Annotated in this window: 7 protein-coding genes; all 7 read left to right on the top strand. The window is 54.0% G+C overall.

The window, feature by feature from the left end:
* Window positions 1–3: 3 nt before the first annotated feature.
* On the top strand, window positions 4–246 hold the full coding sequence (purS, locus tag QP965_RS06310) for a phosphoribosylformylglycinamidine synthase subunit PurS (RefSeq protein ID WP_150850979.1): 243 nt from the start codon (window positions 4–6) through the stop codon (window positions 244–246).
* The gene (gene purQ, locus QP965_RS06305; protein ID WP_284844416.1) at window positions 247–930 is read left to right on the top strand and encodes a phosphoribosylformylglycinamidine synthase subunit PurQ; all 684 of its coding nucleotides are present in this window, start codon (window positions 247–249) and stop codon (window positions 928–930) included. It abuts the gene before it with no gap.
* Window positions 931–943: 13 nt separating this feature from the next.
* Window positions 944–3253 carry a phosphoribosylformylglycinamidine synthase subunit PurL gene (gene purL, locus QP965_RS06300; RefSeq protein ID WP_284844415.1) on the top strand — a complete coding sequence of 770 codons (2310 nt, stop codon included), beginning with the start codon at window positions 944–946 and terminating at the stop codon, window positions 3251–3253.
* 230 nt (window positions 3254–3483) lie between these two features.
* Window positions 3484–5118, top strand: coding sequence for a histidine-type phosphatase (locus QP965_RS06295; protein WP_284844414.1), 1635 nt, complete (start codon window positions 3484–3486; stop codon window positions 5116–5118).
* Between the two features lie 610 nt (window positions 5119–5728).
* A complete protein-coding gene (locus QP965_RS06290) occupies window positions 5729–10690 on the top strand; it encodes a DEAD/DEAH box helicase (protein ID WP_284844413.1) in 4962 nt (1653 codons plus the stop codon).
* A gap of 13 nt (window positions 10691–10703) precedes the next feature.
* Complete coding sequence (locus QP965_RS06285) at window positions 10704–12218, top strand: ATP-binding protein (RefSeq protein WP_284844412.1); 1515 nt, start codon at window positions 10704–10706, stop codon at window positions 12216–12218.
* 149 nt (window positions 12219–12367) lie between these two features.
* Complete coding sequence (locus tag QP965_RS06280; RefSeq protein ID WP_284844411.1) at window positions 12368–15556, top strand: Z1 domain-containing protein; 3189 nt, start codon at window positions 12368–12370, stop codon at window positions 15554–15556.
* Window positions 15557–15661 lie beyond the last annotated feature (105 nt).

Here is a 15661-nt window from a genome sequence, read left to right as displayed (position 1 = left end):
TTCATGGCTCGTGTAGTTGTCAATGTCATGCCCAAGGCGGAGATTCTGGATCCGCAGGGCCAAGCCGTCGTCCGCGCGCTGGGTCGCATCGGGGTATCCGGTGTCAGCGATGTGCGCCAGGGAAAGCGCTTCGAGCTCGAGGTCGATGACTCCGTCACCGCAGAGGACTTGGAGAAGGTAGCCGCCACGCTGCTGGCCAATACCGTCATCGAGGACTACGAGGTTGTTGGGCTGGAGGTCAAGTAAGTGACCGCCACAATCGGAGTAATCACTTTCCCCGGAACCCTGGATGATGTGGATGCCGCTCGCGCTGCCCGCACCGCCGGCGCAGAGGTGAAAAGCCTCTGGCACGCAGATACCGATCTGCACGGCGTGGATGCGGTAGTAGTGCCGGGCGGTTTTTCTTATGGTGACTACCTGCGTTCGGGCGCGATTTCCGCGCTCGCGCCGGTGATGCAGTCCGTTATCGATCGCGCGAAGCAGGGCATGCCGGTGCTCGGCATCTGCAATGGCTTCCAGATCCTTACCGAGGCGGGCCTGCTGCCAGGCGCGCTGACCCGCAATAAGGGACTGCACTTCCACTGCACCGATACCTACCTCGAGGTGGCCAATTCCACCACCGCGTGGACCAGCGAGTTTGAGCAGGGCCAGAAGATACTGGTGCCGGCCAAGCACGGCGAGGGCCGCTTCCAGGCCGGCGATGATGATATCGCCCGCATCGAGGGCGAGGGCCGCGTGGTCTTCCGCTATACCGATAATTACAACGGTTCCGTCAACGGCATTGCCGGTGTCAGCGATGAGTCCGGCCGCATCGTCGGCCTTATGCCGCACCCCGAGCACGCCATTGACATGCTAACCGGCCCATCCACCGACGGACTGGGACTTTTCGTATCCGCCATCAAGGCCGTCGCCCAGGCGCCGGCGGTTTAAGGAGGCCATTTTCATGACCGTTCATAATGACACCGTAGAAAAGGCGCAGTCCACCCCGGACGAGCAGCAGCCCTACGCGGAACTCGGCCTGAAGGATGACGAATACCAGCGCATCCATGACATCCTGGGCCGCCGCCCCACCGACGCGGAGCTGACCATGTACTCCGTCATGTGGTCCGAGCACTGCTCCTATAAGTCTTCCAAGACGCACCTGCGTTACTTTGGTGAGACCATGACTGAGGAGATGGGGGAGAAGATCCTCGCCGGCATTGGTGAGAACGCTGGCGTGGTGGACATCGGAGACGGCAACGCGGTGACCTTCCGCGTGGAGTCCCATAACCACCCCTCCTACGTGGAGCCTTACCAGGGTGCGGCTACCGGCGTGGGCGGCATCGTCCGCGACATCATGGCCATGGGCGCTCGCCCGATTGCCGTGATGGACCAGCTGCGCTTTGGCCCTGCCGACGCCCCCGATACCAAGCGCGTCCTGCCCGGCGTGGTCTCCGGCGTGGGTGGCTACGGCAACTCCCTGGGCCTGCCCAATATTGGCGGCGAGACCGTCTTTGATGAGACCTATGCCGGTAACCCGCTGGTCAACGCCCTGTGCGTGGGCACCCTCAAGGTCGATGATCTCAAGCTGGCCTTTGCGTCCGGCAAGGGCAACAAGGTCATGCTCTTCGGCTCCCGCACCGGTCTGGATGGCATCGGCGGCGTGTCTGTGCTGGCCTCCGATACCTTCGAGGACGGCGCCGAGCGCAAGCTGCCGGCCGTGCAGGTGGGCGACCCCTTCGCGGAGAAGGTCCTCATCGAGTGCTGCCTGGACCTCTACCACGCCGGCGTGGTCGTAGGCATCCAAGACTTGGGAGGCGCGGGCCTGGCCTGCGCCACCTCCGAGCTGGCTGCCTCTGGCGATGGCGGCATGGAGGTCAACCTCGATAACGTGCCGCTGCGCGCGCAGAATATGACCGCGGCCGAGATCCTCGCCTCCGAGTCCCAGGAGCGCATGTGCGCCGTTGTAGCTCCGGAGAACGTGGCGAAGTTCCGTGAAATCTGCGAGCACTGGGACGTCACCTGTGCCGAGATTGGCGAGGTCACCGAGGGTAACCACCTGGTCATCTGCCACCAGGGCGAGGTCGTCGTGGATGCCCCAGCCGGCACCATTGCGGACGAGGCTCCGGAGTATGACCGCCCGTATGCCCGCCCGGAGTGGCAGGACGAGCTGCAGAAATACCAGGGCACCGACAAGCGTGGCCTGGTTGAGTCCCTGCAGAAGCTCGTGTCCTCCCCGGCGCTGTGCTCGCGCGATTTCATCATGAACCAGTATGACCGCTACGTGCGCGGCAATACCGTCCAGTCCCACCATGCGGACGCCGGCGTCCTGCGCGTCGATGAGGAGACCGGCCGCGGCGTGGCTGTTTCCGCCGATGCTTCCGGCCGCTACACCAAGCTGGATCCGAATATGGGCGCCCGCCTCGCGCTGGCGGAGGCCTACCGCAACGTCGCCGTCACCGGCGCCAAGCCCGTCGCGATCACCAACTGCCTGAACTACGGCTCCCCGGAAAACCCCGACGTGATGTGGCAGTTCCGCGAGTCTGTGCATGGGCTTGCCGACGCCGCCGTGGAGCTTTCCATCCCCGTCTCCGGCGGCAACGTCTCCTTCTACAACCAGACCGGCGAAGAGCCGATCCTGCCCACCCCTGTTGTGGGCGTGCTGGGCGTTATCGATGACGTACACAAGGCCATCGGCAACGAGCTGGGCACCGTGGGCGAGAAGGAAGTGCTCATCGCCCTGGGTGAGACCAAGGATGAGTTCGGCGGCTCTATCTGGCAGCAGGTCAGCGCCGATACCTCCGATGCTTCCTCCCTCAACGGCCTGCCCCCGCAGGTAGACATGGCCAACGAGAAGCGCCTGGCCGAGTTCTTCCACGGCAATGAGCTGCTCACCGCCGCACACGATATCTCCGAGGGTGGCCTTGCCGTCACCGCCTTTGAGATGGCAAAGCGCGCCGGTGCTACTGCCGACGGCGCCGGCCTCGGCCTCAACCTGGACCTCACCGCGGTCCACGAGGACGAGTTCGTCGCCGCCTTCTCCGAGTCCGCCTCCCGCGTGCTCGTGGCCACCACCGCCGACCGCGCCGATCAGGTACTCGCCCGCGCCGGCGAGCTGGGCATCCCAGCCGCCATCGTTGGCGAGACCACCGAAACCGGTGCCCTCACCCTCGGCGGCGAGTCCGTCGCCATCTCCCAGCTGGTCGCCGCCTGGTCCGCCACCTTGCCGGACCTCTTCGACCACGCCGTGGGCGCTAACTCCGTAGTGGAGTAAAATCTCCCGGCGTTGGACAAACGCAACTAAGCGACAATGCGGAAAGCCCGGCTTCGGCCGGGCTTTTTAGCTCGTTAGGAGCAGGGACAAGGCTCGGCCTTATAAAGAACAGCGTCGGGACGAGTTCTTTTCAAATATTTCCCTTTCAGGCAACCTTTTCTTAACGTCAACGGCCTACCGTGGGTGTGTCCCTCTACAAAATATCCACTACTCATGGAAGCCAACGTCTAATGCGCATTCGTACTCTCGCTCTTACTGCTGCCGTTGCGTGTGCTGGTGTAACAGTGCCCGCCACCGCCGCCGAGAATGGTTCCTATTACTCCACCAAGCAGCACTATGAACCGCAGGGGCGGGAGTACTCCGAAGCTCCCGCAGGATTCCGACAGATCTATACCTCCACGGTGGACCGGCATGGCTCGCGTGGCTTGTCTAGCTTTAAGTATGACGACCTCGCGCAGCAGATGCTGGAGTATGCTCAGGAGCGTGGTGAACTCACGGATCTAGGAGAAAAGCTCATTCCGCAGGTAGAAGCGATGATTTCCGTGAATGAGGAATTGCCCGGGGGCGCCGGACAAGACGCCGGATACGGAAACCTCACCGCCGTTGGGCGGGAAGAACTGCGGGGGATTGGTCAGCGCAATGCGCAACGCAATGCCGAGCTTATGCACAGCATCGACAGGGATGATTCCAAGGTGAAATTCATCTCTTCGGGTGAGGACCGCGCTAATGACTCTGGTTGGAGTTTCGGTGAGGCATGGCTGAAGGAAGCTCCCGCTCTTGCTGACAACCTCGTGGACGGAACCAACGATGGGCATGTCACCATCGAGCCACGCACTGATCTGATGTATGCGCATAAAGATAAGAAGTCACCGTCGTACGAAAAATATTCGGCGTGGAAAGACTCACCGCAGCTACAGGAAAAGATCCAGGAAGCATATTCCAAGCCGGCCTCCCAAGAAGCTTCGCAGGAGTTGCTGTCCAAGATTTTCACCTCGGATTTTATCGATGAGCTAAAAGATGGATCCATTTCTTTTAGCGCCCGTGAAAAGGATGGCAAGACAGTAGAAGGAATAGTGGACGCCGCGCTGCAGTTCTACAACCTGTACATCATTGCTCCAGCACTTGCTCATGAGGAGAAAACCCCTGCTGAGGGGTGGATATTTGATCAGTACATGGACGATGCGAGCGGGCCTACCTTTGCATACCTATTGGATGTAGAAGACTTCTATGAGAAGGGGCCGGCTATCGAGGGTCGCACTGTTTCTTACGACAATTATGAGCCACTGCTTGAGGAAATGATTGAGGGCGTACAGGATCGCGCCGCCGGTGGTGATATAGCTGCGGAATATAGGTTTGGTCACGCGGAAACCATCATTCCGCTCGCCGCATTGCTGAAAACACCTGGCTCAGAGAAGGGAGTTCCCGCAGGAGAGCTCTACACCTGGCAGAACTCGGATTGGCGTGGTGACGAGGTCTCCCCGATGGGAGCAAATATCCAGTGGGATGCCTTCCAGAATGACAATGGCGAGACCCTCGTGCGCATGCTGTACAACGAGAAGGAAATTCCCTTCAAAGAGGGGTGTGAGCCAATAAGTGAGGGCTCGACGTTTTATACCATCGATGAGCTGTCCGCTTGTCTGCCGCTTGGTTCTATCTCTGACCACTCTCAAGCCCATATTGATTCCACAGCGGACAGCGGGTACAAGCCACAATCAGGAAGTAGCGTTGCCTCTTCACAGCCGAAGATGTGGGCGGTAGTTGGTGCCCTCGTCAGCGTACTGACTATTGCAGTGGGAACGGTGTACTTCAACCGGCAGCAGATAGAAAGTCTTCTACACAAGTTCGGCATCCAACTTCCCTTTTAGCAGCGGCAAGATTTTACTGAGGGGCGACAAACTGGGAAGTTCTCCTCGAATCACCGTTTAGTGGCGACTTCCTAAAGGTACAGCCTCCCATATGGTTTCCACAGTTCAATGGAACCGCAAGCAGGCTCGCTACAGCTCTAGGTCTAGCGCCATTGCAGCCTTTATTGCTCGGCTGGGCCTAGTGTGTGTCGTCCTTTCGGATTTCGACCTTGAAGTATGTCCGCAGCGCAACGCGTGGGCAGGGGAAGACCGCCTAGGATTTTGACCAAGAGATGAAACACGGATAATCCCTTTGATTGGTTGTTGGCCTAATCACGCAGGCGGGAAAGTTTCGATTTCCCTGACAGTCCCACGCTCTCGTGCGCCGCAACCATGTCCGTAAAGTCCCCCGACCAGCGACGATAATTTCTGCCAGCGGGAAAGGAACTAGATGTGGACCCTACAGAATATGTGCGCCCCATGACAATGGTATGTCCCTTCTTGAATGCACACGGCATACGGAACAACCACGTGCTGCAGAAAAGACCTATAAGGGGTAGCTCTGACGGCTCGGCGTTAAATTAGCCGGAATTATCCAGAGGATGGCTAGCCCGTCAGGCATAATGCTGGTATGTCAAAATTCTCCGAGGTACTGGATCAACTGCGCGAAAACCAACCAAAGGCGAAGTATGGCATAGCTTTTGAAAAATTAATGGTCAACTATTTCAAGACCGATCCCACGCTGAAAGCACAGTTCGATGAGGTCACCCGCTGGGTTGATTGGCGCTATAACGGCGGCAAGGCGGATACGGGAATTGACTTGGTCGCCCACCGCGTAGATGACGGCACGTGGATGGCCATCCAGTGCAAGTTCTACGCTTCCAACGCGCGTATCCAGAAATCCCACCTCGATTCCTTCTTCGAGGCCTCAGGGCATTCCTTTGAGACCGAAAACGGCAGCGAATACTTTGGCAGCCGCATGATTATTTCCACCACGGATCATTGGTCGTCACATGCGGAAGCGGCGTTGGCCAACCAGATGATTCCCACCAGCCGCATCGGAATTTCTACCATTGCCGAGTCCCCGATTAACTGGGACGTGGCGTTCCCAGGCTCTGAGGTCCGGGACAAAAGTATCCAAATTAACCTTTCGCAGCGCGAAACTTTCGAACCACGCCCGCACCAGCAAACGGCCATTGATAAGGCTATTGAGGGATTTAAGACCCATGACCGCGGCAAGCTCATTATGGCCTGCGGTACCGGTAAGACTTTTACCGCGCTGCGCCTGGCGGAGCGCGTAGCAGAAGAAAATGGTGGCAAAGCCCGGATTCTGTTCCTCGTTCCTTCCATCTCCTTGTTGTCGCAGACACTAAAGGAGTGGACCGCTCAAGGTCGCCTAGACATGCGTGCCTTCGCGGTGTGCTCGGATTCCAAGGTCTCAAAGAAAGCGGAAGACATTGCGGTCTATGACCTCGAGGTCCCTGTATCTACGGACGGTGAGGAGATTACGCAGCGCTTTGCTTCTGGCAAGCGCGCTAAGGGCCTCAATATCGTGTTTTCTACGTACCAGTCCCTGCCGGCGGTCCATGAAGCGCAGCAGCAGGGCCTAGACGATTTTGATTTGGTCATCTGCGATGAGGCTCACCGCACCACTGGTATTACCCTGGCCGGTGAGGATGCCAGCAATTTTGTCCGCATCCACGATGCTGGCTATATCAGGGCGGCAAAACGCCTTTATATGACCGCCACGCCAAGACTTTATGACGACGCGGTAAAGGGCAAGGCAGCCGAGCACTCCGCCGAGTTGACCTCCATGGATGATGAGGGAATTTATGGCCCCGAGTTCTACCGCCTTGGCTTTGGGGAAGCCGTTGATAAGGGCTTATTGACTGATTACAAAGTTCTTGTCATGACGGTCGATGAGTCGGTGGCTGCGGAAGCGATGGCCCGCAGCGACGACAACCAGATAAACCTCACCACGGCCTCGGCGATGATAGGTGCTTGGAATGGCTTGGCCAAGCGCTCTGGTGAATTGCAGGGCAAGAAAGGCGGCTTTGAGGAAAACGCCCAGCCTATGCAGCGCGCTGTCGCCTTTGCTAAAGACATTAAGTCCTCACAGCTCATCGCTGATACCTATCCTTCGCTCATTGCCACCCACCAAGAGCTGCTTAAGGATAAGGCAGTGTTGAACGATGTCTCCTTGACTAACGTTGATTTGCGCGTTGCTGCACAGCACGTTGATGGCGGTATGAACGCCATGGAGCGTGGCACCAAACTTTCCTGGATCGAATCCCCGGCGGATGAAAACGAAAGCCGCATGCTTACCAACGCCCGCTGCCTGTCCGAGGGCGTGGATGTGCCGGCGTTGGATGCGGTCGTATTCTTTAACCCACGCAACTCCATGGTGGACGTAGTCCAGTCCGTTGGTCGAGTGATGCGTAAATCTGTGGGCAAGGATTACGGTTACATCATTTTGCCGGTGGCGGTGCCACCGAATGTTCCGCCTTCGGAAGCGCTTAACGATAATCAGCGCTTCAAGGTGGTGTGGCAGATTCTCAACGCGCTGCGCGCCCACGATGATCGCTTTAACGCCAAGGTGAATTCGATTGCGCTTAACGGAGCGAATGCGCAAGATGAACTGCCCATTGACGTCAACCATGTTTCTGGTGACAAAGAGAAAAGCGATAAAGAAAAGCTGGATGGGGCAGATAACGCCAATTCCGCTGAGGCATTCGACGATGCTAGCGCCATGACGCAGCAGATTGCATTGTTCTCGTTAGAGCAATGGCAAGAGGCAATTTACACAAAGCTGGTGGATAAGGTTGGCACCCGAACTTACTGGGAAGATTGGGCCGATGACGTGGCCACCATTGCGGAGAACCAAATCACCCGCATCAAATCGCTGCTTGAAAGCGCGGATGGCAACCTACGCAAGGAATTTGATGACTTTGTTGAAGGCCTGCGCAATAACTTGAATGATGGCATCACCGATGACGACGCCATCTCGATGCTCTCTCAGCACCTCATCACCGCACCAGTATTTAACGCGTTGTTTGAAAACCATGATTTCATCACCCATAACCCCGTGGCACAGGTGATGGAGAAAATGGTTAACGCTCTGTCCAAGGCCAACCTCGACACGGAAACAGAGTCTCTGGAGAAGTTCTATGAGTCCGTGCGAGTGCGTGCTTCTGAGGTGACCTCCGCTTCAGGCAAGCAGCAGGTCATCAAAGAGCTGTACGAGCGCTTTTTCCGCAAGGCCTTCAAGAAACAAGCTGAGGCGCTCGGCATTGTTTATACGCCAGTGGAAATCGTGGACTTCATCCTGCGCGCCGCTGACGAGGTCTCCCAGAAGCACTTTGGCAGGGGCCTGAGCGATGAAGGCGTAAGCATCCTTGATCCCTTCGCGGGCACTTCGACGTTCATGGTCCGCTTGCTGCAATCGGGCCTCATCAAGCCGGAGGACCTCGCGCGCAAGTATGCCAACGAGCTTTTTGCCACCGAAATTATGCTGCTGGCCTACTACGTCTCCGCCGTCAACATTGAGACCACCTACAACGCCCTGCGTGAAGAGGCTGCGCAGCGCAACGGGGAACCAGTTCCGGACTACGTACCTTTCACCAACATCGCTCTAGCGGATACCTTCCAAATCCACGAAGACGGCGACATTCCGGACCTCAACGTCTTCCGCGAAAACAACGCCACCATTGAACGCCAAAAGAAAGCACCCATCAACGTAGTGATTGGTAACCCGCCGTACTCAGTGGGTCAAAAGTCTGCGAATGACCTGAACGCCAACCAGAAATATCCGAGCCTGGATAAGCGCATTGCGGAAACTTACGCCGCTAGGTCCACCGCAACAAATAAGAACTCACTTTATGATTCCTATCTGCGAGCCTTCCGTTGGGCGACTGACAGAATTGGAGATCAGGGTGTAGTTATTTTTGTTACGAATAATGGTTGGATTGATGGAAACACAGGCGCCGGTATTCGTTTGTCCATGGCAGAGGATTTCACTGACCTTTACATATTCAATCTAAGGGGTAATTCTCGCACTGCCGGAGATCTCGCGAAACGGGAAGGAGGAAATGTATTTGATATCCGGGTAGGGATTTCTATTGCTATCGGCGTGAAGAGCGCAAATAAGAAGTCTTTTGCATTGCATTATGCAGCTTCGCCTGACTATGCCTCCAAGGCGCAGAAGGTTGAAGATGTGATTAATGCAACTATCAGTAATTTGAATTGGCAGTCAATTGTTCCAAACAAAGAGGGGGACTGGCTGAATCAGCGTTCGAGGGAATTCGCGGCCTGGCCAGTGTTAGGTGAAAAGAAGGGCTCATCAACGAAGATTTTTGAGTCTTTCACCCGTGGGTTGGAGACAGGAAGAGATACGTGGGTCTATAGTTTTTCTTCCTCGAAACTTGAGGACAACATCAAAACTCATAGTCGGACATACAACAATGCTTTGGAACAAATTCGAGATTCGGACTTTGTTGATGAATTCCTTGCAGAGAATTTGGACTTTGTTGATCCGACCCGGATTAAGTGGTCATCTAGTCTTACTAGCCGGCTAAAACAACGCAAACTTCTTGAGGATTTTGCGCAGTTTAAGATTAGAACTGGTAGTTATCGACCCTTTACAAGGACTTTTGCTTACTTTGATGATGCGCTAAATCATAGGGTCAGCCAACTCCCATCAATGTTTCCAACTCTGCAACACCGAAATATTGGCTTCGTTGTTATGGCTCCGCGCGATGCAGCCAATTTCGCGCTGCTTGCGACGGACTTGATGCCGGATTTGTCTTTCTTTACCTACACCGGCCAGTACTTCCCCCGCTTCACTTGGAGCCCAGCTGAGGCCGACGATGGTGGCTTGTTTGGTGAGGGAGGCGTCGTCAAGCAGGGCGAATCCAGCATCTATGGCAAGGTCGGTGAGGTTGTTGACGGGTATGTTCGCGTGGACAACATCACGGATGAGATTAAAGCCTTGTACCGCGATGCTTTGGGCGCTGATGTCACAGGTGATGACATCTTCCACTTTGTCTATGGCAAGCTGCATGATCCTGGCTATCGCACGAAGTACGCGGCAGATTTGAAGAAGATGCTGCCGCATATTGAAACGCCATCCTCGCGAGCGGAGTTCGATAAGTTTGCTGCGGCCGGTAAAGAATTAATGGACCTGCACGTGAACTATGAATCCGTGGAGCCATGGCCGCTAGATATTCACGTCAAGGGTAATGAATCTGATCGTGAGACTTGGCGCGTAAAGAAGATGAAATGGGCCAAACGCAAGGATCCGGAGACGGGCAAGAACGTCAATGACGTGACCAAGCTGATCTACAACAAGCAGGTGACCATCGGTGCTATTCCCGCGGAGGGGGATGAGTACATGCTGGGCTCGCGCTCTGCGGTGGCGTGGTTGATCGACCGTTACCAGGTCAAAAAAGACAAGGCGTCCGGTATTGTCAACGACCCGAACGATTGGGCCGATGAGGTGGGAAACCCGCGTTACATTGTGGACCTAATTGGCAAGGTAACGCGCGTGGCGATGGAGACGGTGCGGATCGTAGATGGGCTGGAAATTGAGGAATAGGTCTGGTTGACAAGTGACACAGAATAAGAGTTCTTTTGAGATCGAAAAGACTATCCATTTAGCGCCGACTGAGTCTATTCAGCATGCGCTGGGAGCCAATCACGATATTCGCTCGGGCATCGATGAGCTAGTGGACAATTCCATTGACGCCCAGGCGGAAAACATTTCCATTGTCTTCCATGTTGATGGAAACAAACTGACCCAAATTGCGGTGCATGATGATGGTCGTGGCATGGATGCGGCAACCATGGAACGTGTCTTACGGCTGGGAGGGCATGAGTCTCAGTCACGAAGCAATATCGGTATCTACGGAATGGGTCTAAAGGAAGGTTCGTATGCGAATGCCGATACCGTCACAGTACTTTCCCGAGTGAAAGGGCAATTTCCAGCAGGTATTCAGTTACACAAGGAAAGCTTTACCGCCGATGTATTAAATCAGCAGGCAACAACTGCGGCGTGGAACCTAAGAGACCGGCTCGTTGTTCTCAAGCGAGGTACCTCTATTCTCTGGAATGACCTGACGGGAATTTATGAGGGGAGTGACGCGCGGGAAGCTGATGCCTTCTTGTCTGGCACAATTGAGAAACTGCGCCGCCACTTAGGGATCCGCTATCACCGTTTCCTTCAGGACAAACGGGTAAGCATTAAAATTTTTATGCTTTATGACGCATTTGATCCCGTGCCTGCCCCGTCCATCAAACCCATTGATCCATGCGGCTACCGGAAATCAGGTGACCGCTTATATCCCCTATATTTAGCTGAACATGGACGAGAAGATGGTCCTGGGGTGACGGCGCACATCTGGAATAACAGGTCCAAGTCGGATGAATTCATACTGGAAGGCAAGGATGAGCTAGGGCATCAGGGTTTTTACATATATATCGCAGACCGCTTGATCACCCAGGGCGGGTGGTGTGGATTTCAGGAACCCCGAAAAGACTATAAATTGCTCCGGGTGGTCATCGACGATCCACGAGTGATTAATGAGTACATCACTATTAGTCCGCAAAAAGGGTCCGTGAGATTGGGCGAGGGCTTTCACCGATTTATCGATCGGCTAAGAGTATGTGGAGAGTCGGAAAAGAATTTTGATGCGGTATGTAGCGATTCCATCGCAGTCCTCCGAAATTCCAATAAGAAATCTGGCAACCCGGACGTGCTTGCGGAGGCAGGGCAAGGAATTGCTCCGGTCATCAAAGAATTAATCGAGGATGAGGCAAATTTAAAAAAGGGTGACCCAGTCAATGTTGTGTGGACAAAACTGGAAGGCGATAAGTTCGTAGAGGTTTCTCCGCGGGATAGCACTATCAAGATCAATCGGAAGTATCGAAAGATGGTAAACCCCGGTAGAGGCTCGCTCCACGATGCACCATTATTAAAAACGCTTCTATATCTGCTGTTCAATGATGTTGCTACTTCAAAGCAGACAAGAAAATCCAAGGCAAACGCTTCCTTGTGGGCTGAGCTACTTACGGCCGCCGCCAGAGAGCAGGAGCGCCAAGAAAACCTACGCCTAGGGCTCGAATGACCCCACTAATCGAATATATGTTTGCTTTTGGGTCGAATCTATCAATGCGTGCCTGTGTGATGCTGTACTGTAGGGCTCAATTGATGTGAGGCACATTATTTCCTGTGTCAAGCATTGATAAAGATGCATGAACCCGAGGAGAAAATCTCTTGACCAGCAGTCACGATAGTCGGACAGTAGGCTTTCAGCCCCTTAAGGAAGCTATAAGCAACGTTCTTAATCCATCGGATTTAAAGCTTTACGCCTCGTTGCAGGACAGGCTCAAATTGATGGAAGGGATGGACGTGAATGCTGATTCGATACTTAAATACATCGAGGAAGCCGACGATAACGATATCCAGCCCCTAATAACCTTCATTGTCGCGGCCAAGGATGCTGATGAAGCCGTTCTGAAACCAGAGACCCAGACGCCTTCCGAAAGTAACGAGCGGCTGCAATGGGTTATTGAGCAGCTAGGGCTGTCTGACTTTGCTCCAGCATTGGAGCAGCGTATGCCTGAGCCCGAGCCTGCGGTCATTATCCAAGAAGTCTTTACTGAGTGGTATACGCCGGAAAGGCAACAAGAAAATACTCACTACTGGGATGATTATCGGAAGGTGCTCAGCAGAAATCGTTGGGACGCTGAATCTATCGAAACCGTGGGTACGCAGGCTACCGAGGTTATTCGACGCATAGACGATCCTAAAAAGCCACACGATGTGTCTTCTCGCGGCCTGGTGGTTGGTTACGTCCAAAGCGGCAAGACTGCAAACTTTACCGCAGTTACTGCGAAAGCCATTGACGCTGGTTACAGGTTCATCATCATTCTTGCCGGCACGATGGACAATCTGCGTGATCAAACACAACGCCGTTTGGATAAAGAGTTGTGCGGCAAAGAGTCGGTGCTGAGCGGCCTCGATGAAGAAAACCTCACTGAAAAAGAACGCAAAGATGAGACTTATTTCAATGGTGACGAAGAATGGGATCGTGACTGGGGAGAGAATGGTGGCGCGTTCCTGAGTCATGGTCCTGCATATGGCTCCAAGGGATTCCCGCGTATTAAGCGCGTGACGACTTCAGTTCGTGATTACCGCAGGACTGGTACTAGCGCGATTGAAATTGAACGCCCGGATAAATCGAAGCCCGTGCATCATCCAGACAACCTCGATAACATGCCTTGTCTGGTTGCAGTGGTCAAGAAGAATTCCTCCGTACTCAAAAACCTCAATTCTGATTTACGGCGTGCGGCCCGTCTTAATGGGGACTTGAAGCATTTGCCGGTCTTGGTTATCGATGACGAGTCCGATCAGGCGTCTATCAATACCAAAAAGCAAAAGAAGGAAGAGCCTAAAGAAGAACGTGAGCGTACTGCGGTTAATGAGCAGATTACTGAACTGCTCAGTAACTGTCCTCGCGCGCAGTATGTCGGTTATACGGCTACGCCCTTCGCTAACGTCTTTGTTGATCCTTCCGATCCGGTAGATCTTTACCCGCAGAATTTTGTTTTGATGCTTAGCGAGCCGCCCGCGTATCGCGGGGCGAAGTGGTTCCATGACCGCATGGACTTTGCCGATGCCCCAGAGGAAGCGACTCGTGAAAACTCCCAGAGCAAGGCGTTTATTCGGGACATCGTTGATTCTAGGGGTCTGGATGATGATGTATTTGAGCATGAGCGGGCGGAAGAACTAAAAGAAGCCCTTGACATGTTTGTCTTAACCGGTGCGATTAAGAAATTCCGGGAAGCTAAGCATCCAGGTCATACGTTTAAGCATCACACCATGCTAGTGCACGAAGGCACGGGTACTGCGATCCACGGAGATGGAAAGAAAATACTGGAGAAAATTTGGCGAGAGCGCGGATATAATCTTGCGCGACCAATTCCAGAAATGAAGCGACTATTTGAAGATGATCTTCTCGATGTTATGAATATCGAGCGCTACAGGGAAGGGTTCGCGATCCCACGGACCTATGAAGAACTCTTGCCGTATATCAATGAAGCCTATGCAGAAATGATGGTAGGGGTTCAATCTGGAGAGTCACCAATCTTGCAGGTAGATACTGAAGGCAAGCAAAGCCCAAACTTTGAATCTGGGCGTGTGTGGAAGGTTCTTGTCGGAGGGGCAAAGCTTTCTCGTGGCTATACAGTTGAAGGACTGACGATTTCTTATTTCCGTCGGCGCGCAGGAAGTGCGGATACGCTGATGCAAACTGGGCGTTGGTTTGGCTTCCGTAAGGGTTACCAAGATCTAGTTCGTCTTTATGCGCCTGTTGATCTTGTGGAACTTTTTGAGGCGGCGATGCATGATGAGGAGGTTTTCCGCGACAATATCAAGATTTATGCAGAAGAGTCTCAAGACCCTGATAAGCGTCTGACCCCGAGCCGTATTGCTCCTTTGGTCCGTCAATCGTTGCCGGACTTAAAGCCCACAAGTTCGAATAAAATGTTTAATGCTTATATTCGTTCTACTGCGGCTGCGCCGAATGTAGTGGAGTTGAACTCCATTCCTGACCGTCAAGAGAAAAAGGCCTTGAAATGGAATTTCCAAGAAGTCGGTATACCTTTGTTGCAGAGCCTCGACTCAGATATCGCGAAAATGGCATATTTCCGTTTGGAAGGTTTGAGAAGTGGTAAACCATTTGCACACGCGGGCTACAAAAACTTCCATGTAGGAACTATCGCGGCCGATGTTTTCGTGGATCTTCTGGAGACCATGCAGTGGTACGAAGGATCGAACTACAAAGGGAACATCGTTGCACCGCATGTCCGTTATCTTCGCGGATTGATGGGGGACGGCAAACACGCAAGTGTTTCGGGTTCTGATTTTCGTGAAGTAGCAGTAATGTTGCCAATCTTGTCGCAAAATCCCAAAACCATTGAGGTTCCAGGTGTGCCGTTTCCAGTGCCGCTTGTAAAGCGTAGTCGCCGTGAAGAACGCCATGACATTACCGGTACTGACCGAAAGAATACGTACATCATGCAAAGCGTGGCTAGCGGTGAGTCCGTTCTTGCCCCGCGGTTTATTGACATGGCAGAAAACGCACAATTCCTTCGTGGAAAATTTAAAAAGATCAAGGGGGAAGAGCCATTTGATTTAAACTCTTTTGATGCGAAGAGGCGTGGAGCTGTTCTCGTTACGTTATTTGACGATCGGAACCAAGACGAGGTTGCACAAAGCGAACGTGATGGCGCCTACACTCCGCCGCGTTGGGACAAAGGAGAAGTAGGGTTGGCTCTAGCGTTTAACTCCCCGCATGAGGCTGTAAATGGGGCAGGCAAAGTTGTGGAGTGGGGCGTGCACTTGCGTGGCGACGGTGATGGAGAGGACGTCGTCATCGAAAGTATGGATGCTCAGAACTAATCAGTTGCAGAAAGCCGGGTCGGTGGGGTGCATTACTTAAAATGCTCGCTACTGTCTCTTGAAGCTCTTTACGCCTCTCAGTAGACTTACGGTAACGTAACTTAG

This window comes from Corynebacterium sp. MSK074, from assembly GCF_030229735.1.
Lineage (GTDB): Bacteria > Actinomycetota > Actinomycetes > Mycobacteriales > Mycobacteriaceae > Corynebacterium.
This window is presented reverse-complemented; position numbering and strand designations above follow the sequence as displayed.

What these genes read in the sequence shown, in the direction of transcription:
- purS (WP_150850979.1), top strand. Translation starts at nt 4, where the DNA reads ATGGCTCGTGTAGTTGTCAATGTCATGCCCAAGGCGGAGATTCTGGAT.
- purL (WP_284844415.1), top strand. Translation starts at nt 944, where the DNA reads ATGACCGTTCATAATGACACCGTAGAAAAGGCGCAGTCCACCCCGGAC.
- QP965_RS06295 (WP_284844414.1), top strand. Translation starts at nt 3,484, where the DNA reads ATGCGCATTCGTACTCTCGCTCTTACTGCTGCCGTTGCGTGTGCTGGT.
- QP965_RS06290 (WP_284844413.1), top strand. Translation starts at nt 5,729, where the DNA reads ATGTCAAAATTCTCCGAGGTACTGGATCAACTGCGCGAAAACCAACCA.